Consider the following 23410-nt stretch of genomic DNA (forward strand, 5'->3'; position numbering starts at 1 on the left):
CCCGGAGCAGAGCCGGTCAGGCTCGGGTGGGAAAAGCGCCCGCCCGGAGCAGAGCACCGGCGAGTTGCTTGCCGAGTCTCCGTTCCAGCCAGGAGACGGCCGAGGTGAGTTCCTCCAGGTCCAGGCCGGTGGGCTGCCCCATCCGCTCGAAGAGGTAGACGAGATCCTCGGTGGCGACGTTTCCGGTCGCCGCCGGTGCGAACGGGCAACCGCCTGCTCCGCCGATGCTGGCGTCGAGGGTGGTGACGCCCGCCTGGACGGCCGCGACCGCGTTGGCCACGCCGGTGTGCCGGGTGTCGTGCAGGTGCAACCGCAGCGGTGTCCGGGATTCGGTGACCTCCCGGGCGAGCGCCAGCCGAGCGGTGACATCGGAGGGTACGGCCACTCCGATGGTGTCGGCGAGAGCCAGCTCGTCCGGACCAGCGTCGCGCACCCGGGTGAGCACCTCTCGCAGCCGGCTCAGCGGGACCTCACCTTCGAACGGACATCCGAACGAGGCACCGATGGTCACCGTCGTGAACACCCCTGCCGCGCGAGCCGCCTGCACCAGGGTCGCCGCCGTGTCACCGGCCTGGGCCGTGGTCATGCCCTGGTTGCGGCCACAGAAGGTGTCCGTGGCCACGACGACGACGTTGATCTCGTCGACGCCTGCGGCCAGGGCGCGGTCCAGGCCGCGGTGGTTCATCACCAGGCCCGCGTACCGGACGCCGTCGTGTCGGGGAACCGCGGCCATCAGCTCGTCCGCGTCCGCCATCTGCGGAACGCGGGCGGGGTTGACGAAGCTGGTCACCTCCACTCGCCGGGCTCCCGCTCGTACCGCCCGCTCGATGAGCTCGATCTTGTCGGCGGTGCTGAGGAGCGTCGCCTCGTTCTGCAGGCCGTCGCGGGGCGAGACCTCGATGATGTCGATCATGGCTGTCCTCGTTCCTCCGACAGGTACGCGACGGCACTGGCCTCGCTGATCACCTCGGCGTACTTGGCTTGCAGGTCGGCCAGGCTCGCCTCGTGCGGGCCGGTGGCGCGGTCCGCCACCGCCTCGGAGACCACCAGCGGAACGAGACCGTGCTGCATCGCGTCCACCGCGCTGGCGCGGACACAACCGCTCGTGCTCACGCCGACCAGCACGACGGTGTCGATGCGCTGCGCTCTCAAAGTGGAAGCCAGCGACGTGCCGAAGAAGGCGCTGGCGTATTGCTTGACCAGAACCAGTTCATCCTCGGCGGGGGAGACCTGCGGCATCAGTTCCCCCATCGCGCCACCGCCTCCGAAGAGCTGCCGAAGGGCGGTGACCTTCCGGACGAACAGGCCTCCGTCGACACCGCCGGGCCCGTACGCGACGCGGGTGTGCAGCACGGGAACACGATGGTCGCGGGCCGCGGCGATGACCCGGCCAGCCGACTGCAGGCAGTCCGCGGACGGCAGGCACAGTGGGCTGGCCGGGTCGAAGTAGGCCCGCATCAGGTCGATGACGAGCACGGCGGGACGGGGGCCGGGCAGGAGCGCGCCTCCGAATCCGTCGTCGCTGCTGTCCGGCGCGGTGTTCATCGGGCGACGGGCGGCCGAGGTGCGGGAAGACCGGTCTCATCCAGGCACCGTTCCAGGATGGTTTCCATCGGCGGACCCATGTCGAAGGTGGGCAGTGGGTCCGGGCGTCCGTGGCGCAACTCGGCCCGCGTCTCCTCGGTGGCCGCGACGTCGATGGTGCCGGCCTCGTCGCAGACCACGCCGAAGCGGCGGGCCCCCTCGGGGGTGACCAGGCCCCGGCGGACCTCGAGGCCGACGAGTTCCGGATCGCGGGCGAGCGGGTCACCCCACCCGCCGCCACCCCAGGTGACGAAGTGCAGCAGGTCCCCGGGAGCCACGGGTACGTCGTGCACCTTGCTGCCCAGGATCTCGGTCCCGCCGTCGGCGCGTTCAAGCCACTTGCGGCCGCGGGCACCGGGCTCGCCACCGTTGACCCCCCACGGATAGGTGAGCCAGCGGTCGTCGTGGATCGCGATCGTGCCGGCCTCCAGGAACCGGTAGGCCACGTCGACGCCGTTCCCGCCGCGATGGAGCCCGGCGCCACCGGTGTCCGCGATGGTCTCCCAGCGCTCGATGCGTAGGGGGTAGTAGGACTCCAGGTACTCGCACGGGATGTTGACGAACGACGGCCACAGCGAGTGGCCGTCCGGGCCGTCCCCCAGCGGCCGGCCCGGAATCCCGCCGAATCCGATCGAGTACAGCTGGAACCACTCGCCCTTGCGCTCGCCGGGCCCGTAGGTGCCCGAATACATGAAGTGCGGCGATGACGAGAAGCCGGCGGCGTTGAGCAGCCCGGGGTTCGTCTGACCGAGCAGGCCGCCGAACAGGTCGAAGACCCGACCGATGCCGTGGTTACGCGCGTTGAGGGCGGCGGGGTACGTGGGCTTCCAGAACGAGTCGTCGGGGATCGTGACGTCGACCAGCGGGTAGAAGCCGTCGTTCCAGAGGATCTGCGGGTCGGCGACGGTGATCATGTAGATCCCGAAGAACATCCGGACGAGGTTCTCGTTGATGTAGTAGTTGATCGGGCCCTGCGCCTGCGGGCTGCTGCCGGTGAAGTCCAGCAGCACCTTGTCTCCGGTACGGGTCAGGCTGAGCTTGAGCTCGTAGGGGCCGTAGCCGAGGCCGTCGTCGCAGATGTAGTCGGTGAACGACAGCGTCTCGCCCTCCTTGAAGACCGCGTGGAGCAGGATCTTCATGGCCCGGTAGTTGCGGTCCAGGAGCTGGTCGAGCGCGGAGTTGTAGGTGTCCACCCCGAACCGGGCGCACATCTCCTGGACGCGCCGGGAAGCGGTCCGGCAGGCCGCGACGATTCCGTTGAGGTCGGCACGGTTCCAGTCGGGCTTACGCACCTGGTTGAGGATGATCCGCAGGGCGTCCTCGGCGAGTACGCCCTTCCTGTACAGCTTGAAGGGCGGGATCACCACGCCCTCTTCGAAGATGGTGCGGGCATCGGTCGGCATCGACGCCGGCGACTTGCCGCCGACGTCGGACATGTGCCCGAACATCGCCGCCCAGCCCACGATGCGGCCCTCGAAGAAGATGGGCAGCACCACGAGCCAGTCGTTCGCATGGCTGATCGCCGCGCCGCAGGAGTACGGGTCCGACGTCAGCAGGACGTCGCCCTCCTCGATGTCGCCGTCGAAGTTCTCCAGGAAGTCGGGGATGGACAGCCCGAACTGTCCCACCATCATTTTGCCCTCGGGGTTGGCGATCAGCGGGAACTCGTCGTGCTGTTCACGGATCCCCGGCGACAGTGCGGTCCGGAAGAGCACCTCGTCCATCTCGTAGCGGGCGTTGCGCAGCCCGTTCTCGATCAGGTCCAGGGTGACCACGTCGACATCCACGGAGCGAAGTGGTCCGGTAGCGGTCTCGATGAGGCGTGCCATGGTCAGTTCTCCCTGTGGGTGTCGACGGGGCGGATGAGGAGGCTCCCGCTGGGGTGCACCGCCGCCGTGTGCCCGGGCAGCACGAGGGTGGTGGAGTCCATCTCGGTGATGATCGCCGGACCGGGCACGACGTTGCCCGCCCGCAGCAGGGTCCGGTCGTAGATGCCGGCTTCGACCTCGGCGCCCTCGACCCAGATGCGGTGGTGGGTCCGCAGGGCGGGGCTCGGGTCCACGTCACCGTGCTCAAGTTTGGGCGCGGCGACCTCGGGCCGGGGACCGTGCGCGGTGGCCCGGACGGTCACCAGCTCGTGTTCGGCATCGAGAACGAAGGAGAACAGTCGCTGGTGATCGGCGTCGAACGCCGACCGCAGCGCCGCGAGCCCACCGCCGGTCCCGTCGAAGGTGTCGATGTCGATCGCCACCGGGATCTCGAAACCCTGTCCGTGGTAGCGCAGGTCGGCGGAGTAGACGACGCGCTGCTCCTCCTCGGGCACGCCCTGCTCGCTGAGCGTGGAGCGCGCCTTGGCCGCGAGTTCCGTGAGTACCGCGCGCAGGCTCTCGTCGGTCATCTCGTTGAAGCGCCGCACCAACGTCCGCACCGACTCGTCGCGCAGGTTGGTCGTCGCGTCGCCGTAGGCGCACAGCACTCCCGGCGACGGCGGGATGATCACCGGCCAGGCCCCGGTCAGTTTGCCGAGGGCGTTGGCGTGGAGCGGGCCGGCGCCACCGAAGGCCACCAGCGCGTAGTCGCGCGGGTCGAAGCCCTGCTGCACCGACACGAGCCGCAACGCCCCGAACATGTTCTCGTTGACGATGTCGATGATGCCCGCGGCGGCGGCCTCGACCGACTTCAGCCCGGTGGCGTCGGCGATCGACGTCACCGCCGCTCGTGCCGCCGACCGGTCCAGCGTGATTTCGCCCCCGGCCAGATCGGTGGGCAGGTAGCCGAGCACCACGTTCGCGTCGGTCACCGTTGGCTGGTCACCGCCCGCCGCGTACGCGGCCGGACCGGGTGCGGCGCCGGCCGACTGCGGCCCTACCCGGAGCGCCTGGGTCAGCGGCGGTACGTGGGCGATGGACCCGCCCCCGGCACCCACGGTTCGCACGTCGACGGAGGTGGCGCGGACCTTGAGGTCCCCGACGGTGGTTTCCCGACCCACCCGCGGCGTGAGCCCCTGAACAAGGGCGACGTCGGTGGAGGTGCCGCCCATGTCGAAGGTCAGGAAGTCCGGGTAGCCGGCCTGCTCCGCCACCCAGGTCGCGCCGGTCACCCCGCCGGCGGGACCGGACAGCAGCAGGTTCACCGGTTTGTCCGCGGCGACGGCCGCGGAGACCAGACCACCGTCGCTGCGCAGGATGCACAGTCGGCCGTCCACCCCGGACTCGCGCAGCTGCGCCTCAAGGTTCGCCACGTAGCGCGCCACCTGCGGCTGCACGGCCGCGTTCGCGACGGTGGTGATGGTCCGCTCGTACTCGCGAAGCTCCGGCAGCACCGAGGACGACAGCGACACGGGTACGCCTGGAAGCTCCTCGGCGGACAGTTCGGCCACGCGGCGCTCATGCTGCGGGTTGGCGTACGAGTTGATCAGGCTGACGCTCAACGCCTCGATGCCCTGCGCGCGTAGCTTGCGCAGCTTCGCACGGACGTCAGCCTCGTCGAGTTCGGTCACCACCGCGCCGTCGGCGCCGATCCTGCCGACGACCTCGACGGTGTCCTCCAGGGCCGCCAGCGGCTCCGGCTTCGGCCAGATGATCCAGCCGGCGAGGCCACCTGGCACGAAGGACCGGGCGATCTGGAGCACCTGCCGGAAGCCGTCGGTGGTGACCAGCCCGACCCGGGCGCCCTTGCCCTCGAGAATCGCGTTCGTGGCGACCGTGGTGCCGTGGAACACCTCAGCGATCTCCGACATGGGCACACCGGCGGCCTCGCAGGCCCGCTCGATGCCACGCAGCACCCCGATGGACTGGTCCTCGGGCGTGGAGGAGGTCTTGGCCCGGTAGGTCTCTCCGGTCGCCTCGTCGATCAGCAGGATGTCGGTGAACGTTCCCCCCACGTCCACGCCGAGTCGGTAGGTCATGGTTCCTCCTCAGATGACGCCGGCAGAACGCAGCGACGCCATCGCGTCGTCGCCGAGCCCCAGCAGGTCGCGATAGATGTCCTCGTTGTGCTCACCGAGTTCGGGGCCGACGTGCCGGACCCGACCAGGGCTCTCCGAAAGCTTGGGTACGACGTTGTGCATGGCGAACTCGCCCAGACCGGGATGGGTCAGCCGGACGATCGCCTCGCGCGAGGCGAAGTGTGGGTCCTCGAGCATGTCCCTGGCCCTGAAGATGCGGCCTGCCGGAACGCCATGGGCGTGCAGGCGTTCGAGCAGCTCGTCGGAGGCGATCGTCGAGCTCCATTCGGCGACCAGGCCGTCCAGCTGTTCCATCCACCGCCCTCGGGCGCCGTGGGTGGCGTACCTCTCGTCGGTGGCCAGCTCCACTCGCCCCATCGCCTCGGCGAGCCGGCGGAACACCGTGTCCTGGTTCGCCGCGATCAGCACCATCTCGCCGTCGGCCGTCGGGTAGACGTTGCTCGGGGACACGTTCGGAAGGGTCGTTCCGGTCCGTTCCCGCTGGTAACCGGCGATCTGGTATTCGGGGATGAGCGACTCCATCATCGCCAGCACCGCCTCGTAGATGGCTGAGTCCACCACCTGGCCCCGACCGGTACGTCCGCGCTGGTGCAGCGCCACCAGGGTGCCCAGGCAGGCGAACGTCGCCGCCAGCGAGTCGCCAAGGGAGACGCCGGCCCGGGCCGGGGGACGGTCCGGGTCGCCGGTCACGTACCGGATTCCGCCCATCGCCTCACCGATCGATCCGTACCCGGCGCGGGACGAGTACGGGCCCGTCTGCCCGTAGCCGGTAACGCGGGTGACGATCAGGCCGGGGTTGATCTCCCACAGCCGCTCCGGGGACAACCCCCAGCGCTCCAACGTGCCGGGCCGGAAGTTCTCGATCAACACGTCGGCCCGCGCGATGAGCCGGCGTACCAGGTCCTGACCCTGCTCGGTCCGCAGGTTCGCGGTCACGGACTTCTTGTTCCGCGCCACCACCGGCCACCAGAGCGACTTGCCGTACGGCTTCTCGCGCCCCCATTGCCGCATGGGGTCACCCCGACCCGGGTCCTCGACCTTGATCACTTCGGCGCCGAAGTCACCCAGGAGTTGACCGCAGAACGGCCCCGCCAGCAGCTGGCCGAGTTCGATCACCCGGATGTCGTCAAGCGGCAGTGGAGTGCTCATGCATCCCTCAATCAGCGTCTCTTTGCATGCAATCGGCAGGCCTGTGACCGTGGTTACAGCTCGTTGTGCTCGGAAAGTAGGCTCCGGTCCCTCCCGGTGTCAATGGGCAGCGTGCAGATTGCATACAACCCATCGTGTTGCTACGGTGCCGAGCATCATGAGTGACCACACTCCGCTGCGGGAGGCCGACAACGGTCACGCCGCCGCCGATGCCTACCGGCTGATCCGGGAACAGATTCTGTCCGGGCAACGGGCGGCCGGTGAGTGGCTCCGTGAGGGCGAGTTGGCCGAGTCGATCGGGGTGAGCCGGACGCCCGTCCGGGAGGCGCTCAGACGGCTGACCGCGGAGGGGCTGGTCCGCCACGAACGCAACCGCGGCGTGCAGGTCCAGGCATGGAGCATCCACGATCTCGACGAGATCTTCAGCCTGCGGTCCGTGCTCGAGCCGTGGGGCTGCCGACTGGCGGCCACCACGGGCACCGTCGACGTCGACGCGCTCGACGCGCTGGCCCACCGGATGGACGAGGTCGCGCCGGACGGACTACCGACCGATGTGGACGAACTCACCGAGCTGAACAACCGGTTCCACCGGATGATCCTCGAGGCGTCCGACAACAGCCGACTGGCCGGCGTCGTCTCCTCGGTGATCCAGATGCCGCTCGTCTGGCGGACCTTCTCCCGGTACACCCCGGACGCGCTACGCCGTAGCCTGGCTCACCACCACGAACTGGTGGCGGCTTTGGCCGCGCCCGACCCCGACTGGGCGGAGTCGGTCATGCGCAGCCACGTGCGCGCGGCATGGCACTCCATCCGACTGCGAGAGGGCCGCGACTAGCACGGCAACGCAGTCGGTCAGGGGTGGTACGGACTACTTGGCAGACAACGCGGCAAGGTCGGAGCCGGCGAGGGCGTCGGACTGGGGTACGTGGGCGAGGTCGAGTTCAGCGAGCCCGAGTCGCCCGTACGCGGTGTGCAACGCTGCCACCACTGCACCCAACGCACCGGAGAGGTCCCCAAGCTCCGCGCTGTGTACGGCCGCCGCGGCGGCGGGCACGATCTCCCGCAGCCGGCCACCCAACCGGCCGAGGTCGGGTTTGAGCGCGTGGGAGATGCCGCCGCCAAGGACGATCACCTCGGGTTCGTAGGCCACCACTGCGGCGGTGAGGATGATCAGCAGCGCCTGCTCGACGTACTGCTTCACCGGCACCAGGCGGGAGTCGGTGGAGTGGAACACGTCGGCAGGATTGTCGAACGGTAGGCCCAGGTCGCGGGCGCGGGCGAGGATGCCGGGGCCGCTGATGATCTGTTCGAGTGCGACTCCCAGCGGACCGGCCGGCAGGTGCCCGAACTCGCCGACCATGCCGCTGCGCCCCCGGAACAGCCGCCGTTCGATGGCGACGCCGGCGCCGAGCCCGGCCCCGATGGTGAACATCACCGCGGTCTGCGCGTCGCGGGCCGCACCGAAGCGCAGCTCGCCGAGGAGTGCGTAGTTGGAGTCGTTGTCCACTTCGATCCCGGTCCCCAGCCGCTTTTCCAGCAGCTGGAGGAACTCCGGGTCCTCTACCTGCGGGAGGTTCGGCGCGTTGGACACGGTGCGGTCGTGCTGCCGGACGGCGCCGGGTAGCCCCACCGCCACGCAGTCGAGCCGGTCCAGGTTGTCGCCGACGGTCTGCCGGATCAGGTCGGCCAGCCACTGGGCCAGCCGGGGGGCGTCGTAGTCGGCCGGAGTGGGGACGGTCCGGCCGACCAGTGGCGTGGCGGCGAGGTCGGCCACCACCAACCGGACGTTGGAACCGCCGACGTCGACCCCGCAGACCACGCCCCGTCCGGCGGCGATCGCCACCCGGGTCGCCCGCCGGCCCCGGGTAGTGGTCGGGGCGCCATCGGTCTCGGTCAGCAGCCCTTCGTCGAGGAGTTGTTCGACGATGCGCGAGACGGTGGCGGGGGAGAGGTCGGTCTCCTGGCCGATGGCCGTGCGGGTCACCGGGCCGTGTGTCAGGACGTGGGACAGCACTGTCGAGCGGTTCGCGAGCCGAGGTGCTCGGGCTTCCACATCCACCTCCCGCTTTCTTTTCCGACCGAATGCTAAGGCCGTGCCGCTGGATGGGCAACACCCGATCCCGTGCCGGTTCGGCGAGTCGCGGCTGCCGCTGACGGTCCGCTCCAGGCCAACCGTGGCGCCGACGCCCCCACGCTGCCCGCAGAATGCGGACCTATTGGGTCGAAAGCGAATGGACGGAATCTCCAACCAGCCTCTTGACGAGCGTGAACACCGGGTTAATACTTTCACCCTGAACGGAAATTGAGGCCGCCACCCCACCGGTACGCACCGGAACCCGGGGTGACGGCGCGGGTCCCTTGTCACGTGCCGTGCCGGTCGCGTCGGAACCCCCGTGTCAGTCCGGAGCCAGCGGTTCCGGACCCGTTGCTGTGGAGGGAAGAGCAATGAATCTCACCCGTAGACGTGGGGCTGCCCTGGGCGCGATCTGCGCCCTGGCGCTCATGGTCGGCGCCTGCTCGAACGGGACGTCCGGCGACGGCAGCGGCGCGTCGAGCGGCCCCCGCGCCGAACCGAGCCTGTCGTTCGTCGGCCCCGGCGGGGAGACCCCGACCGCAGCCGACCAGCTTTCGCTGACCCCCGAGGAGCAGCAGAAGGTCAAGGACGGCAACTACTCGGCCGCCTTCGTCTGGCACGAGGGCTCCGCGCTGACCAAGGCGGTGGAATCCGGGGTCCGCAAGGAGTTCGACCAGCTCGGCATCAAGGTGCTGGCCAGCACCAGCGCCGAGTTCGACGCGGCCCGACAGGCCAACAACGTGCAGACCGTCCTGGCGCTCAAGCCCGACCTGATCGTCACCATCGCGGTCGACCCCACCGCGGCCGCCGCGGCCTTCAAGCCCGCCGTGGACGCCGGCGTCAAGCTGGTCGTGATGACCACCCCGCCCAAGGACTACAAGGCCGGGGAGCAGATCGTCGGGATCGTCACCGCCGACCTGACCGCGTTCGGCAAAGCCAATGCGGAGATGCTCGGCAAGGCGCTCGGAGGCAAGGGCAAGGTCGGCTACATCTACCACGACGCCGACTTCTGGTTCACCAACCAGCGGGACAAGGCGTTCAAGGACTGGCTGAACTTCCTCTACCCGGACATCAAGATCGTTGAGGAGACCGGCTTCTCCGACCCGGCGCGGACCGAGGACATCGCCACCGCGATGCTGACCCGCCACTCCGACCTCAACGGCGTCTACGTCGCCTGGGCCACCGCCGCCGAGGGCGTGCTCGCCGCGACCCGGCAGCAGGGGCGTACCGACGTCAAGATCGTCACCAATGACCTGGAGGCGAACCTCGCCGCCGACATGGTCAAGGGCGGCAACATCGCCGGGGTCGTCGCCAACGGCTCCACCCGGCTCGGCCAGAGCCTGGGCATCGTCGCCGCCTACGGGCTGCTCGGCAAGAAGGCGCCGGAGCTGGTCGTCGGATCGCCGATGGCCGCCACCAAGGAGAACATCGCCGAGGCCTGGCGCGACGACTACGGCCAGGAGCCGCCGGCCGAGGTACGCGGCAACTGACGGCAGGTAACGCGAGGTCCGGGGCCTCTCTGCGAAGAGGCCCCGGACCTCACCTCGGCCGCGCGACACGGCCTCAGCCGTGTCCGCGGCCCCTGCGAAGCGATGGAAGGAAAAGCCAGATGGGGTACGTCCAGACAGTCCTCGGGCCAGTGTCCCCCGAGTCGCTCGGCCGGGTACTGAGTCACGAGCACCTCGGCGCGCTGGTGCCCGGGCCGTGGCTGTCCGGCGGTGCCGGTGACGACCGCGCGGACCTCGCCGTCGACGCGGTACGGGGTCTGCCGGAACTGGGCTTCGGCACGATCGTGGACCTGTCCCCGTACGAAGTGGTGGGTCACGACGTGGCCCTGCTCCGCGAGGTGGCCCGACGTACCGGTCTGCACGTCGTCGCCGGGTCGGCGATCTACCTGGAGCCGTACTCGCCGGGCTGGGCGCTAAACGCCAGCGTGGACGAGATGCGGGAGCGGTTCGTCGCCGATGCCACGATCGGGGTGGGGGACACCGGTGTCAAGGTCGGCATCTTCGGGGAGCAGGCCACCGGGCTGAACGAGATCACTCCACACGAGGAGAAGTGCCTGCGGGCCGCCGCCCGCGCCCACGTCGCCACCGGGCTGTCGGTGAACACCCACACCACGCACGGCACGATGGCGCTGGAGCAGGTCGAGATCCTGCGCGAGGAGAAGGCCGACCTCTCCCGGATCGTCATCGGTCACCTGGACATCAACCCCGACCCGGACTACCTGCGGGCGGTGCTGGCGACCGGCGTCAACATCGCCTTCGACACGCTCGGCAAGCAGTTCTGGGACTTCGTGCTCGCCCCGCTGCCCGAGAACCCGCCGGAGGGCGAGTTCGGCAAGCGGGCGTACCACCGGCCGGACCACGCCCGGCTGGACATGCTCGCCGGGCTGGTCCGGGACGGGTACGCCGACCGGATCCTGCTCTCGATGGACCTGACCGGCGCCGAGGCGTACCTGAACCCGGGCACGCACGGGCGCCTCGGGTACTCCTATCTGGGCCGGGAGATCGTGCCGGGTCTCGCCCAGCTTGGCGTGCCGCCGGAGGCGCTCGACCAGATGTTGGTGGCCAACCCGGCCCGACTCCTGACGGTCGGCTGATGGCCGCGCACTTGCGCCCGTCGTCCGGGTACGTCGCCGGGGTGGACCTCGGCGGCACCAAACTCCGGGCTGCGCTCGCGGATCTCAACGGTCACCTCGTGGCCGAGGACGTGCTGGCCACCGACCCCCGAGGTGGGGTGGCGGTCGCCGCGCAGATCGACGCCCTGCTCCGCGACCTGGCCGTCCGGGGTGGCGTGGACTGGTCCGACATCCGTGCCAGCGCGATCGGCCTGCCCGGCGCCCCGCACCCGACGACCGGCACCATCGGCCTCTCCCCGAACGTCTCCGAACTCGAGGCCCTCGACGTTCGGGCCGAGCTGACCCGGCGGCTGGGACACCCGGTGCTGCTGGACAACGACGTCAACATGGCAGCCGCCGGGGAGCGGTGGCTGGGCAGCGGACGTACCCACCGGCATTTCGTGTTCGTGGCGGTCGGCACCGGGATCGGTATGGGCATCGTGCTGGACGGGCAACTGGTCCGCGGCGCTCGTGGCGCAGCGGGCGAGATCTCCTACCTGCCGCTGGGCACCGACCCGTTCGACCCGGCGAACCAGGTCCGTGGCGCGCTGGAGGAAGCGGTGGCCGGCGCCGCCCTCGCCGCCCGGTACCGGGCGGTGAGCGGCGAGCAGACCAGCGTGCCCGATGTCTTCGACCGGGCTGCGGCCGGCGATCCGGGCGCCCGGGCAGCCATCGACGAGGAGGCCCGCTTCATCGCACTGGCCGTCGTCGCGGTCACCGCCATCCTCGACCCGGAGGCGGTCGTCCTCGGCGGTGGGATCGGCTCCCGGGTCGAGCTGGTCGAGCCGGTCCGGCGTTGGGTCGCCGCGCTGAGCGCGGACGTCCCGGTGATCAAGACCAGTCAGCTCGGCGACCGGGCCGGCCTGCTCGGCGCTGTCGCGGTTGCCCGCCAGGAGGTCGGTGCCCACCCCGGTCCGCCGGCCCATCCCGATTCGGCGGTGCGGCCCGTTGCGACCCAGCCCTACCGGAACACCTCTTTCGAAACAGCGGAGGGACGATAGATGACCCAGACCGATGTGGCGGTGAAGGCCAGAAGCGGACCGGCCTGGAGCAAGGTCAACTGGCGCGACTACGTGGTCTATATCGGCTTCGCCGTCGTCTTCCTGTTCTTTGCCATCACCCAGGGCAGCAACGGCTTCCTGACCACCAGCAATCTCACCAACATCGTCATCCAGACCGCGCCGATCACGGTCATGGCGGTCGGGTTGGTCTTCGTGCTGGCAGCCGGCGAGATCGACCTGTCGATCGGCTCGGTCGTCGCGCTCTCCGCGCTGGTCGGTGCGGTGACGTTGCGAGAAACCGACAGCATGCTGCTCGGCGCGGCCGCGGGGCTGGCCGCCGGCGCGGCGGTCGGCCTGGTCAACGGGGTCTTCGTCACCCTCGTCCGACTGCCCTCCTTCCTGGTCACCCTCGCCACGATGGGGGCGGTGGCCGGCCTGGCCCGCGAGGTCACCGGCCTGCAGTCGGTGCCGGTCAGCAATGACGCGTTCCTCGCTCTTTTCGGCCAGGGCGAGATCTTCGGCATTCCCGGCCTGGTGCTCTGGTCGGTGGCGGCCGCGGTCGTCGGCTACATCGTGCTGCGGCAGACCCGGTACGGGGCGCACACCCTCGCGATCGGCGACAACGTGGCCGCGGCCCGGGTCAGCGGCATCAAGGTGGTCCGCGTCAAGATCATGGTGATGATGGGCAGCGCGATGTGCGCCGCCATGGCCGGCCTGCTGTACGCCGGCCGCCTGCAGGGCGCCCGGTACACCCTCGGCGAGGCCGACCTGATGTCCGTGATCGCCGCCGTGATCGTCGGCGGGACCAGCCTGTTCGGCGGCAAGGGATCCATCGTCGGGGCGCTGCTGGGCAGCCTGCTGATGGGCATGCTCAACAACGGTCTGATCCTGGCCGGGTTGTCCGTGTCCCAGCAGATGATGGCGCGCGGCGCGATCATCCTCGTGGCCGTCTCCCTCTCGCTGCGCGAGCGGCGCAGCTGACCCGGAAGGAAGCAAGCGCATGTTTCTGGATCTGTTGCGACGCCGCAACCCGGGCCTCCTGGCCGCTGCCGCGGACCTGCACCAGAGGGGCGACCTGCCGACCAACTGCTACGCGCTGGACCTGGACACCGTGGCGGCCAACGCCACCGCCATCCGGCGCGAAGCCGACCGGCTCGGGCTGTCCGCCTACGCGATGACCAAGCAGGTCGGGCGCAACCCCGACTTCTGCCGGACGATCCGCGACGCCGGCATCACCGAGGCGGTCGGCGTCGACCTGCAGTGCGCGCTCGCCGACCGGCGCGGGGGGCTCGGCATCGGCCACCTCGGTCACCTGGTGCAGATCCCCCGGCACGAGGCGGCCACCGCCGCCGCGCTCGCCCCGAAGCACTGGACCGTCTTCAACGACACCAAGGCCGGCGAGGCGGCGGCCGCGAATGCCGCGACCGGCCGGGAGCAGGCGCTGCTCGCCCGGGTCATGGCCCCCGGCGACCGCTTCTACCGGGGTCACGAGGGCGGCTACCCGGCCGACGAGATCGTCGCGGTCGCCGACCGGCTCGACGCCCTTCCCGGGGCGCGGTTCGCGGGTGTCACCAGCTTCCCGACCCAACTGTTCGACCCGACCGCCGGCCGGGTCGTGCCGACCCCCAACCTCGACACCCTGCGGACCGCCGCCGCCGCGCTGCGCGCCGCCGGGCGGTCGCACGTCGAGATCAACGCCCCGGGTACGACGTCCGCCGCGATCCTGGGCATGCTCGCCGAAGCCGGCGCCACGCAGGTCGAGCCCGGCCACGGGCTGACCGGCACGACACCCTGGCACGCGGTCACCGACCTGGTCGAAGAGCCGGCTGTGCTCTACGTCAGCGAGGTGTCCCACCTGTGGGGCGGCCGGGCCTACGTCTTCGGCGGCGGGCTCTACGTCGACCCCGTGCTCGGCCTGGGCGGCACCCGCGCCCTGATCGTGCCCCGGGGCGGCGGTCTCGACGACGCGCACCTGGTCGACGTGGAGATGCCCGCGCCGGAGGCGATCGACTACTACGCGATGGCCGACGTCGGTGCGGTGCCGACAGTCGCGCCCGGCGACACGGTCCTGTTCGGGTTCCGGCCGCAGGTGTTCGTCACCCGGGCACTGACCGCGGGCGTGACCGGCGTCCGGTCCGGTAACCCGGCCGTGACCGGCGTCTACGCCGCCGACGGTTCGACGCCGATCCGCCTCGACGACACCGACCCGCGCACCCACGCGGCCGGCAGCACAGGGAGGGCATCATGAGCACGGTCACCCAGAACACCGTCCCGGCCGGTGCGGCCGGAACGGGCGCTCCGCCGTTGCAATTGCGCGACATCCGTAAGCAGTTCGGCGGGGTCGTCGCGATCGAACGCTTCGACCTGGAACTGGCCGCCGGGGAGATCACCGCGCTGGTCGGCGACAACGGCGCCGGCAAGTCCACCCTCGTGAAGATCATTTCCGGGGTGTACCAGCCGACCGAGGGTGAGCTGCGGATGCACGGCCGGCCGGTGTCGTTCCGGGACGCCTCCGATGCCCGGCGGCAGGGTGTCGAGGTGGTCTACCAGGACCTGGCCCTGGCCGACTCGCAGCCGGTCTACATGAACATGTTCCTCGGGCGGGAGCTGACCCGCGGCCCGCTGCGGCTGCTGGACCGACGCCGGATGGCGCGGGAGACCCAGGAGCTGGTGGATGCCCTGGACGTCCGCATCCCCAGCGCGAAGGCGACGATCAGGGACCTCTCCGGCGGGCAGCGGCAGGCGGTGGCGATCTGCCGTGCCACCCACTGGGCGAGCGGCCTGGTGTTGATGGACGAGCCGACCGCCGCGCTGGGGGTGGCCGAGACCGCCAAGGTGGAGCAGCTGATTATGAAGTTGCGTGAACGGGGCGCCGCCGTGCTGGTCGTCAGCCACAACCTCGATCAGGTGTTCCGGATCGCCGATCGGGTGGCCGTGCTGCGCCGGGGGCGCCAGGTCGGTGTCCGGAACATCGAGGAGACCAGCCGCAACGAGATCGTCTCGATGATCACCGGTGCGTCGGCGGAGGTCGAGCGGTCCTGAGCGGCACCTGAGGTGGCTCGTGTGCCGCGGATGCGGTGCGCGAGCCACCGGTGGCAGGACGACGACGGATCAGGGCATCGCCAGCGGGTTGAGGTTTCCGGTGGAGCTGATCGGTGCGGCCAGCATGCCCGCGATGGCGTCGGAGAGGAAGCTGCCCACCGCGAGCCAGCGTGGGTCCTGCCCATCGCGCTCCGCCCCTGCCTCCACCTCGGCGGCCGCCGAGGTGACGATGCGGGTGATGAGGACCGATCGGCCGGTGACCACGGCCGGGTCGAGGTCCGCCAGACGGGCGGCGAGTGATCGGCCCAGGCGTACGGCTTCGCGGGGAGCGGTGTCGCGCAGGAACTGGCGCGTGGTCGGGTCGTGCAGCGCCTGGCCCATGAACCGTGCGCGCCAGCTCGGCCGCGGCAGCATGTCCAGCACCTTCATCGCGGGCATGACGAGATTGCGGACGTCGCCGAGCACGCTGTCGGTGTCTTCGTGCATCTCGTGCCGCTGGTCTTCGACGGCGGCGGTGTGGCGGTCGATCAGGGCCTTGAGCAGTCCCTCCCGGCCGTCGAAGTAGTAGCGCACGGCGGAGTGGTTGGTGTTGCCGGCGGCCTCGGCCACCCGGCGGTCGGAGATCTGCGCGATGCCCGACTCGGCGAACAACCGTTCCGCCGCGTCCAGCAGCGCGGTCCGCGCCTCCTCCGATCGGCCCATAGCGGCACCTTTCTCGCGTCGTCCCAGGTCAAGTTACGGCAGCGGCAGGTGGCGTCGGCCACTACCCCGCACGTAAGTCACCTGCCTTACGATAGCCTCTAAGTCAGTTGACTTACTATAGTTCTGGAGCGCTTATGGATCCCGCGATCGACACCTCGGGCGCAGTCGCGCCGGGAAGCGACGCACCGGGAGCGGATCGCAAGGAACGGATCGTCCGCACGACGTTCCTGTTCGTCATCCCGTTCCTCATGGTCACGATGATGTTCGCGACCTACGTGGCGACCATGCACTCCCCGCACCCGCGGGGCATGCCGGTCGCCGTGATCGGCAGTGGCGCGCAGGCGCAGGCCATCGTCGACGGGCTCAACGGCGCGTCCACCGAGGCTCGCCTCGTCGCGTCCCGGGCCGAAGCCGTCGATCTGCTCCAGGAACGTGAGATCACCGCCGCGCTGCAGCCGCCCACCACAGACGGGGGCACCGCGACGATCCTGACCGCGATGGCAGCCGGCGCGTCGGAGGCGACTACCGCCCAGCAACTGCTCGCACCGGTCGCGGCCGACGCGAACTGGACAGTCGCCGTCGACAACGTCGCACCACTGCCCGACGGCGATCTGGCCGGCATCGCGGTGCTGTTCGCCGCGATGGGCATGATGCTCGCCGGCTATGTGCCGCTGAGCGTGCTGCTGATGGCTACACCGAACCTGCTGCGGCTGCGCCGTTTCCTGCCGGTCCTGGTCGGCTGGTCCGCGGTGACCAGCACGATCATCTGGCTGGTCCTCGGGCCGATCGTCGGCGCTGTCGACGGGCACTATCTGACCTTCCTCGGCGTGGGCATGCTCGCCACCGGCGCGGTCGGCCTGGCCCAGTTGCTGTTCACCAAGATCCTCGGGCCACTCGCGGTCCTGCTCGGCATGCTCCTGTACGTCGTGTTCGGCATGCCCGCGTCCGGCCTCGCCGTGTCGGTGCACACCATGCCCGGCTTCTTCCAGTTCCTGCACCACGTACTCCCGTTGCCGGCGGCAGGCGAGGCACTGCGGTCTGCGCTCTACTTCGACGGCCGCGGCATCGCCCCGTACCTCATCACTCTGGTCGTCTGGATCGTCGCCGCGCTCGCGTTGTGCCTGCTCAAGGAGCGCAGCTCCGGCGGGCAGACGATTCCCGGCACCCCACCGATCGCCGACCCCGACGCCGACCTTCCGGCTCTCGCCGGCGGCCCACCGCGCTCCAAGCGCTTCCGGTACGCCACCGTCGCCGCGTTCCCACTGTCGATCCTGGGGGTGGTCGTGGGTCTGATGAGCTTTTCGATGCACAAGCCGCAACCGCACGACATTCCCGTGGTGGTCGTCGGTGCCCAGGCCGAACAGGCAGCCGCCGGTCTGCGTACGCAACTCGACGGCATCCTCGATGTCGGTGTCGCCGCATCCGTTGCCGAGGCCACCAGCCGAATCCATGACCAGGACATCGTCGCGGCCTACGTCCTGCCCATCGCCCAGGGTGGCGAGGCCACGCTGTACTCCTCCTCGGCGGCCGGGTCCAGTCAGCAGACGATGGTACGGACCATCTTCCAGCAGATCGCCGCGGCTCAGCAGACCCCGCTCGCGGTGAACGACGTGGCCCCGCTGAGCGACACCGACACCATGGGCAGCAACAGCCTCTACGTCGGCATGTCCTGGATCATGGCCGGTTTCCTGTTCCTCGCCGTGCTCCGCGGTGGCGCCCCGCACCTGCGCCGTACCCGTCAGTTCCTGCCGTATCTCGGCGGCTGGGCGGTCGGCATGGCGGTCTGGCTGTGGTTCCTGTTCGACGTCCTGATCGGCGCGGTCAACGGGCACGCGTGGGAGATGATCGGCTTCGGCGCGGCGACCATCTTCGCGGTTTCCCTGGTCACCGGCGTGTTCACTCGAACCTTCGGCCTCGCCGCGATCATCCCCGTGATGGTGGTAATGATGATGGCCGGCGTGCCGGCCTCCGGCGGCGGCCTGTCCGTCTACATGGTGCCGGAGTTCTTCCAGAGCTTGAAGGGCATCCTGCCGCTGCCCGCCGCAGTCGATACCGCCCGCGCGCTGACCTACTTCGACCGTTCCGGGGTCGGACGCAACCTGCTGACCATCGCGATCTGGGCGGGGGCGGGCCTGCTGCTCAACCTCGCGGTCGACGCATGGCTCAAGTGGCGCGAACGCCGGACCGACGCATCCGGCCCGGACCCGGATCTGGAACCGGTATCCAGCCAGGACCGGCCAGGCGAACTGAAGCCGGCAGCCGCGCACTGACCACGTGCTGGGCCCGTCGAGGCGGGCCCAGCACGTGCTCGCCGGAGAGCGGGGATGTGAACGCAACCCTTCCGTGAAGGGGTTACGCGTATGCGAGCAGGAAGTCGACAGTGCCCGTACCACCTGGCTGGCCCGTGGGGACGGGTAGGCCGGGTTCGCTGTTGAGGATGTAGAACCCGCCGTTCCCGATCAGACGGGGCGTCACGGCCAGCATTTGCGCTGCCATGGTCGCGCCGGTCGGCCTCACCACGCTGTCACGCAGGAGCGTGAAGAGATTCGCGTTCAGGTTCGCGACGTGAAGCACGCGGTACGAACGGGGTGCCGGAAGGCCTGTGCTCGTCAGGCCCCAGACCGGAACGATCTGGCTTCGCCACCTCGACGGGACGTTGCTGATCGTACTGTCGTGGTTGTTCAGTTGCGTCTGGATGCCCGAGTGAATTCCGGCCATGTGGATATGGAGCTGGTCCTGCTGACGAATTGTCGGGTCGGCCGAATTGACGCCCAATCCGATGTGTGGGTACACCACATGCCCCGGCTGTCCTGGTTGGGCGTTGTTCCACGCATCCAGCCAGTAGTTCGGTGCGTTGGAGGTGGCGGTGAACGGGCACTCAATGCCGCTGATGCGGCAACTGGGGACGAGAAGGAAATCGTGGTTCGACCCTGATCCCCCGTTGAGGACCACGTAGGTGGACGTCGTCTGCAGGCACTGGGGGGAAGGTGGACCGGTCTTCGTACCCTCACAGACCTGCACTCTGTCCCACAGATCGTATCTACCTCCGGTGTCGTTCGGGTAGCCGCACAGGCTGGAAGGCGTGGGACAGGGTGCGGCACCAGGGCCCGGCGGAGGTGGCTCGGGGGCTTGCCCCCCGTCGGTCGAGCCCCCGTCAGCCAGCGCACTACCTGCCCCCATCAGGCCGAGGAGACCTGTGGCGCCAGCGGTCCCGGAGAGCCTGACGAACTGGCGCCGGTGTATTTTCTCGCTCACCATCAGCCTCCCGATTGCCTGCTGGGCAGGACTCCGCCCAGTGCTCACCGCACGCCAGGTCGCGGGCCGCGAATCAGGACGTGAGTCATGAACGTGTTGAGATTAGGATGAAACGGTCAAATACTGCGGCGGCAGCCGTACGGGTCCCCTGATCGTGTCGCTGGCCGTCCCGGCGACGAGCGCTCGGCGCGATTCCTGCGCATCGTAAAAGCTCGACGGCTTGCGCGTAAGGACGTGACGGCGACACCGCAACTCGAAGATGTATGGATCTGCCGCGACAATTGTCCGCCAAAATGGGGGAGCCTTTGAGCCGGATAGCCGACAGGGTGGTTTCTCCGTGCGCCGGGCTAATCTGCTTCGGACGGTTCTCGAACAGCCAGCCGGTCCACAAAGGAGGACACCATGTTCATCGTGGCGACACAGGATCCCAATACGCGCGGTCAGTCTGAAGGAGCCGAATCGGGTGCCGATGCGTGGGGTGCGCTACTGCCCATTGACGCCGGTCTCACGCAGGCCGAGGCGGATCGGCAGTTGGCCACCTACCTGGCGGCGGTGCAGGCCGGTGAGCCGCTGTGCATCCGCGCGCACGGCAACGACCTGGAGATCGGTGACGCCGAGGCCGGCGCCAAGGACTGGGGCTGGACCTACAAGAAGCTGGCCGCGATGCTGGCCACCCACCTGACCGCCACCCCGAGCGTCATCCTGATCCGTTCGTGTGCCGAGGAGGTGACCAATTTCCCCACTCAGATGGCGGTCCGCCTGGAGTCGAACTGGCCCGGCGCGAACCACCTCGACGGGGTCGTCATCTACGGCTACAACACGTCTGTGAGAGTCAGCACGCCCGTCCCCTCACCGCAGCAACTCACCAAGAACGTGCAGATCCAGCCGGTCATCGTCTCTTTGTGACCGGCGGATGGTGGTGGGGCTGAATCCAGTTCCACCACCGAGCCGCCCCAATGGCTGCCGGTCGCGCTCCTGGAGAGGCCCAGCGCGTTCAGTTCGCGTCGCCGGTCATGGATTCCCCGGCGGCCGGCCGCCGGGGAGGGCGTCGGGATCGATCCTCCTGGGCCGGCACGACCCACTGGCCCCGTTCGGTCGACCGCGCCGCGAGCCGGGTCGGCAACCGTGGCGCCTCACCGGTCTCCGTGACCAGGTGCTCGGTCTCCTGCACCAGATAGTGCGGTCGGCGCTTGGTCTCGTAATAGATCCGGCCGATGTACTCCCCGATGACCCCCAGGATCGTGATCTGGATGCCGCCGAGCCCGATCACGCTCACGATGATGGTGGTGTAGCCGGGAACGTCGATGCCCTTTTCGACGGCGTCCGCGACCACCCAGGCCATGTAGGCCACCGCGATAAGGGTGAGGAACAGGCCGCCGTGGATCGCCAGACGCAGCGGCCGGTTGTTGAACGACAGCAGGCCGTCGAACGCGTAGTTGATGAGCTTGCTGAACGTCCACCTGCTCTGCCCCGTCTGCCGGGTCTCATTGTGGTGGGCCACCACCGCCGTCCGGAAGCCGATCCAGGAGAACATTCCCTTGGAGAACCTGTTGTACTCCGGCATCGCCAGGATCGCGTCCACCGCGAGTCGGGACAGCAGCCGGAAGTCACCCGCCCCGTCCTGCAGGCGCACGTCGATCCACCAGTTGATCACGCGGTAGAAGGACCGCGAGGCGACCATTCGCACGAACCGGTCACCGCGCCGGTCTCGACGGGCGATCACCTGGTCGAAGCCCTGCTGGTACAGCGCCACCATCTCGGGCAGCAACCGCGGCGGGTGCTGCAGGTCGGCGTCCATGATGACGACCGCGTCGCCGGTGGCCCGCTGCAGACCGGCGAGCATCGCCGCCTCCTTGCCAAAGTTGCGGCTCAGCGACGTGTAGCAGACAGCGGGGTCGGTTGCGGCGAGCCGACGCAGCGCCGCGAGGGTGCCGTCTTCGCTGCCGTCGTCGACGTACACCACCTCGACGTCCACGTCGGGCAGCTCGGCGAGCGCGGCGCTCAAGGTCTCGTGCAACCGCTCTACCGACGCCTCCTCGTTGAAGCAGGGCACCACAACGGACAGCCGCATTGTCGTCACCCCGCCCCGCCCGTACCCGGGCATCCGCCGCCGACGCCGATACGCCCGGCGCACCCCTGGTCAGAGGTGGTAGACCAGCGTGCCATCAAGATCCTCCCGGGTGATGCCCAGTCCGTCGATGGGCCGGGCCGCAATGCCCTCCCACGGCGTCCCCGCGGCTCGGCTCGGCACGACCACCACCGACCGCACGCCGATCCCACGCAGGTACGCCACGCTGCCCGGGTCGGGGAACGATGCCACCGCGGTCCGGGTCTGGGCCTGGCTGACCGGCTCGAACCCGCCCAGCCCGTTGGTCACCCGTGGGAACCCGTCGGTCGACCACAACATGTACGTCAGGTCGCCCACGCCACCGGCGGGCAGCACCAGGATCGGTTCCTGTGCGGTCCGCATCGCGGCCGGTGGCTGTGGCACGGTCGGGTGGGGTGTCCGGTTGACGCCCTCCAGGGTGACCAGGGTCAGCGGCACCAGCAGGACCAGAGGCATGAGGATCCGCGTCCAGCGGCGGGTCGACGTTTGGCTCGACGACTCGGCCAGCGCCGTCACCAGGCCGGCGGCCAGCACCGCCAGCAGCAGGCTGATCCAGTGCATCATCCGGCCCGGCGTGCGCAACGCGTCCCAGCCCGGCAGGTGCATGGACAGGGTCAGATAGCCGGGATCCCCGTCACCACCGAGGGTGGCGCCCAGGCCCAGCAGCACCGTGCCGAGCACGCCGAGCCCCAGCGCGACCCGATGCCAGGGCCGGTACACCGAGAAGAACAGCCCCGCCGCAGCCAGCCCGAGCAGTGTCATCCCCGGCAGCAGCGCCATCTCCGGCGGCCAGGACAGCTGCTCCCGCGCGGCGGCGTGCGACTCGCCCCACAACCACGAGTCGGCCGGCGCGGTGACGAACCCGATCAGCGGAGGGGAGAACATCTTCGTCCAGTCCAGCGTCCGCTCGGCCTGCGGGTTGAGGTCGACAACGCGCAGGTAGACCAGACCAAGCAGCACCGTCACCGCGCCGAACGCGGCCCCACCGGCCAGATCCGCGAGCAGCAGTCGCCGGCCGAACGCTGGGCGTTCCCGCTTGCGCCACCAGGACCAGCCGTAGCAGCCGGCCGCGACCAGCACCGCGGCCAGCAGGAAGTACACCAGCGGCAGCCCGATGCCGAAGCCGAGGGTGATCTGCCAGGCGGCGACCAGCCACCCGGCCAACGCCCAGCCGGGCCGTCGTCGCTCCGGCCGGTACCCATGGCGCAGCGACCAGCCGTGCCCACGGGCCAGCATCGCCAGGGCCAGCGCGATTCCCCCGCTGGACAGGATGTTCAGATGGCCGGAGTGCGCCAACCGCCAGGGCGCGTACGCCCATGCGATCCCGGCGACCGCCCCGCCCCACCGGTTCGCTCCGAGCTGCCGGGCCAGCGCGTACGCCCCGAGGAACGCCAGCGCGTGCAGCAACACGTACAGCACGTTGTACCGGATGACGGCGGCCTCGAAGCCGGAACCGATCATCCCGAACGGGGCGTATCCGAGCAGGGTGTCGCTGTAGGCGTAGGTGTACCTCTCGGGGTAGAACGTGTTCGAGTGCCAGAGGTCGAGCGGATTGCTGAGGAGAGCGTGCCCCGACCAGGCGACCTGCCACGCCTGCAACGTCGGGTCGCCGAGGTCGCCGGGGATCGTGCTCGCCGGATGCCGCAGCGTCGGCCAGGTCAGCACCACCGCCAGCAGCAGGCTGCCCAGTGCTGCCAAGGTCCATTCGGAACGGACCCAGCGCCACCGGCCCCGCCCGTCCGGTGTCCGGTCGTCGGGGGTCTGTTCGATGCTCGCGTTCTCGGCGGTTCGTCGAGCGTCGGTGGACCGGGTAATCATGAAATAGATGCTCTCCGATCGTGTGGGCCTTGTCCACTAGCCCGCCGCTGCTACCGCTCGACGAAACGACGCGTCAGCCCAGAACTGGGGC

General features: G+C 69.6%; 19 protein-coding genes. 9 read left to right on the plus strand and 10 right to left on the minus strand.

The annotated features are described in order from the left end of the window. Window positions 1–16: 16 nt before the first annotated feature. The 5 genes from ABZS37_RS01895 to ABZS37_RS01915 are packed head-to-tail and all read right to left on the minus strand — an operon-like array spanning window position 17 to window position 6700. Window positions 17–913 (minus strand): hydroxymethylglutaryl-CoA lyase, encoded by an 897-nt coding sequence (locus tag ABZS37_RS01895; RefSeq protein WP_355164910.1) that lies wholly within the window; start codon window positions 911–913, stop codon window positions 17–19. Continuing rightward, on the minus strand, window positions 910–1545 hold the full coding sequence (locus tag ABZS37_RS01900; protein WP_355164911.1) for an isochorismatase family protein: 636 nt from the start codon (window positions 1543–1545) through the stop codon (window positions 910–912). The genes ABZS37_RS01895 and ABZS37_RS01900 overlap by 4 nt, the downstream gene beginning before the upstream one ends. Next, entirely contained in the window at window positions 1542–3413 is a 1872-nt protein-coding gene (locus tag ABZS37_RS01905; RefSeq protein ID WP_355164912.1) for a hydantoinase B/oxoprolinase family protein, read from the minus strand. Before ABZS37_RS01905 ends, ABZS37_RS01900 begins: the two co-directional genes overlap by 4 nt. A gap of 2 nt (window positions 3414–3415) precedes the next feature. Beyond that, window positions 3416–5491, minus strand: a complete 2076-nt coding sequence (locus ABZS37_RS01910; protein WP_355164913.1) for a hydantoinase/oxoprolinase family protein — start codon at window positions 5489–5491, stop codon at window positions 3416–3418. Window positions 5492–5500: 9 nt separating this feature from the next. Continuing rightward, window positions 5501–6700 (minus strand): CoA transferase, encoded by a 1200-nt coding sequence (locus tag ABZS37_RS01915; protein ID WP_355164914.1) that lies wholly within the window; start codon window positions 6698–6700, stop codon window positions 5501–5503. 157 nt (window positions 6701–6857) lie between these two features. On the opposite strand from ABZS37_RS01915, the gene ABZS37_RS01920 reads away from it, so the two are divergent. Next, entirely contained in the window at window positions 6858–7535 is a 678-nt protein-coding gene (locus ABZS37_RS01920; protein WP_355164915.1) for a GntR family transcriptional regulator, read from the plus strand. Between the two features lie 33 nt (window positions 7536–7568). Here ABZS37_RS01920 and ABZS37_RS01925 read toward each other — a convergent pair whose 3' ends face one another. Further along, complete coding sequence (locus ABZS37_RS01925) at window positions 7569–8759, minus strand: ROK family transcriptional regulator (RefSeq protein WP_355164916.1); 1191 nt, start codon at window positions 8757–8759, stop codon at window positions 7569–7571. 386 nt (window positions 8760–9145) lie between these two features. On the opposite strand from ABZS37_RS01925, the gene ABZS37_RS01930 reads away from it, so the two are divergent. The 6 genes from ABZS37_RS01930 to ABZS37_RS01955 all read left to right on the plus strand — a co-directional run bounded on the left by ABZS37_RS01930 (window position 9146) and on the right by ABZS37_RS01955 (window position 15437). Further along, complete coding sequence (locus ABZS37_RS01930; protein ID WP_355164917.1) at window positions 9146–10264, plus strand: substrate-binding domain-containing protein; 1119 nt, start codon at window positions 9146–9148, stop codon at window positions 10262–10264. A 119-nt stretch (window positions 10265–10383) separates the two neighbouring features. Next, a complete protein-coding gene (locus tag ABZS37_RS01935; protein ID WP_355164918.1) occupies window positions 10384–11376 on the plus strand; it encodes an aryldialkylphosphatase in 993 nt (330 codons plus the stop codon). After that, entirely contained in the window at window positions 11376–12395 is a 1020-nt protein-coding gene (locus tag ABZS37_RS01940; protein WP_355164919.1) for an ROK family protein, read from the plus strand. Before ABZS37_RS01935 ends, ABZS37_RS01940 begins: the two co-directional genes overlap by 1 nt. Beyond that, window positions 12396–13376, plus strand: a complete 981-nt coding sequence (locus ABZS37_RS01945) for an ABC transporter permease (RefSeq protein WP_355164920.1) — start codon at window positions 12396–12398, stop codon at window positions 13374–13376. A gap of 19 nt (window positions 13377–13395) precedes the next feature. Next, window positions 13396–14643, plus strand: coding sequence for an alanine racemase (locus tag ABZS37_RS01950; protein WP_355164921.1), 1248 nt, complete (start codon window positions 13396–13398; stop codon window positions 14641–14643). Further along, on the plus strand, window positions 14640–15437 hold the full coding sequence (locus ABZS37_RS01955) for an ATP-binding cassette domain-containing protein (protein WP_355164922.1): 798 nt from the start codon (window positions 14640–14642) through the stop codon (window positions 15435–15437). The genes ABZS37_RS01950 and ABZS37_RS01955 overlap by 4 nt, the downstream gene beginning before the upstream one ends. 69 nt (window positions 15438–15506) lie before the next feature. Here ABZS37_RS01955 and ABZS37_RS01960 read toward each other — a convergent pair whose 3' ends face one another. After that, window positions 15507–16139 (minus strand): helix-turn-helix domain-containing protein, encoded by a 633-nt coding sequence (locus ABZS37_RS01960; protein WP_355164923.1) that lies wholly within the window; start codon window positions 16137–16139, stop codon window positions 15507–15509. 134 nt (window positions 16140–16273) lie between these two features. Between ABZS37_RS01960 and ABZS37_RS01965 the strand changes: the two genes are divergently transcribed. After that, a complete protein-coding gene (locus ABZS37_RS01965) occupies window positions 16274–18409 on the plus strand; it encodes an ABC transporter permease (RefSeq protein ID WP_355164924.1) in 2136 nt (711 codons plus the stop codon). A gap of 82 nt (window positions 18410–18491) precedes the next feature. On the opposite strand, the gene ABZS37_RS01970 is transcribed toward ABZS37_RS01965, so the two are convergent. Continuing rightward, a complete protein-coding gene (locus tag ABZS37_RS01970) occupies window positions 18492–19397 on the minus strand; it encodes a CDP-diacylglycerol diphosphatase (RefSeq protein WP_355164925.1) in 906 nt (301 codons plus the stop codon). Between the two features lie 399 nt (window positions 19398–19796). On the opposite strand from ABZS37_RS01970, the gene ABZS37_RS01975 reads away from it, so the two are divergent. After that, a complete protein-coding gene (locus ABZS37_RS01975; protein WP_355164926.1) occupies window positions 19797–20300 on the plus strand; it encodes a hypothetical protein in 504 nt (167 codons plus the stop codon). An 88-nt stretch (window positions 20301–20388) separates the two neighbouring features. Here the strand turns inward: ABZS37_RS01975 and ABZS37_RS01980 are convergent, their stop codons facing one another. Then, window positions 20389–21474: a glycosyltransferase family 2 protein gene (locus tag ABZS37_RS01980; protein WP_355164927.1), complete on the minus strand. Its 1086-nt coding sequence runs from the start codon at window positions 21472–21474 to the stop codon at window positions 20389–20391. Between the two features lie 60 nt (window positions 21475–21534). Then, window positions 21535–23319, minus strand: a complete 1785-nt coding sequence (locus ABZS37_RS01985) for a hypothetical protein (RefSeq protein WP_355164928.1) — start codon at window positions 23317–23319, stop codon at window positions 21535–21537. Window positions 23320–23410: the final 91 nt, after the last annotated feature.

This window comes from Micromonospora sp. NPDC005413, assembly GCF_040606435.1.
Classification (GTDB): domain Bacteria; phylum Actinomycetota; class Actinomycetes; order Mycobacteriales; family Micromonosporaceae; genus Micromonospora.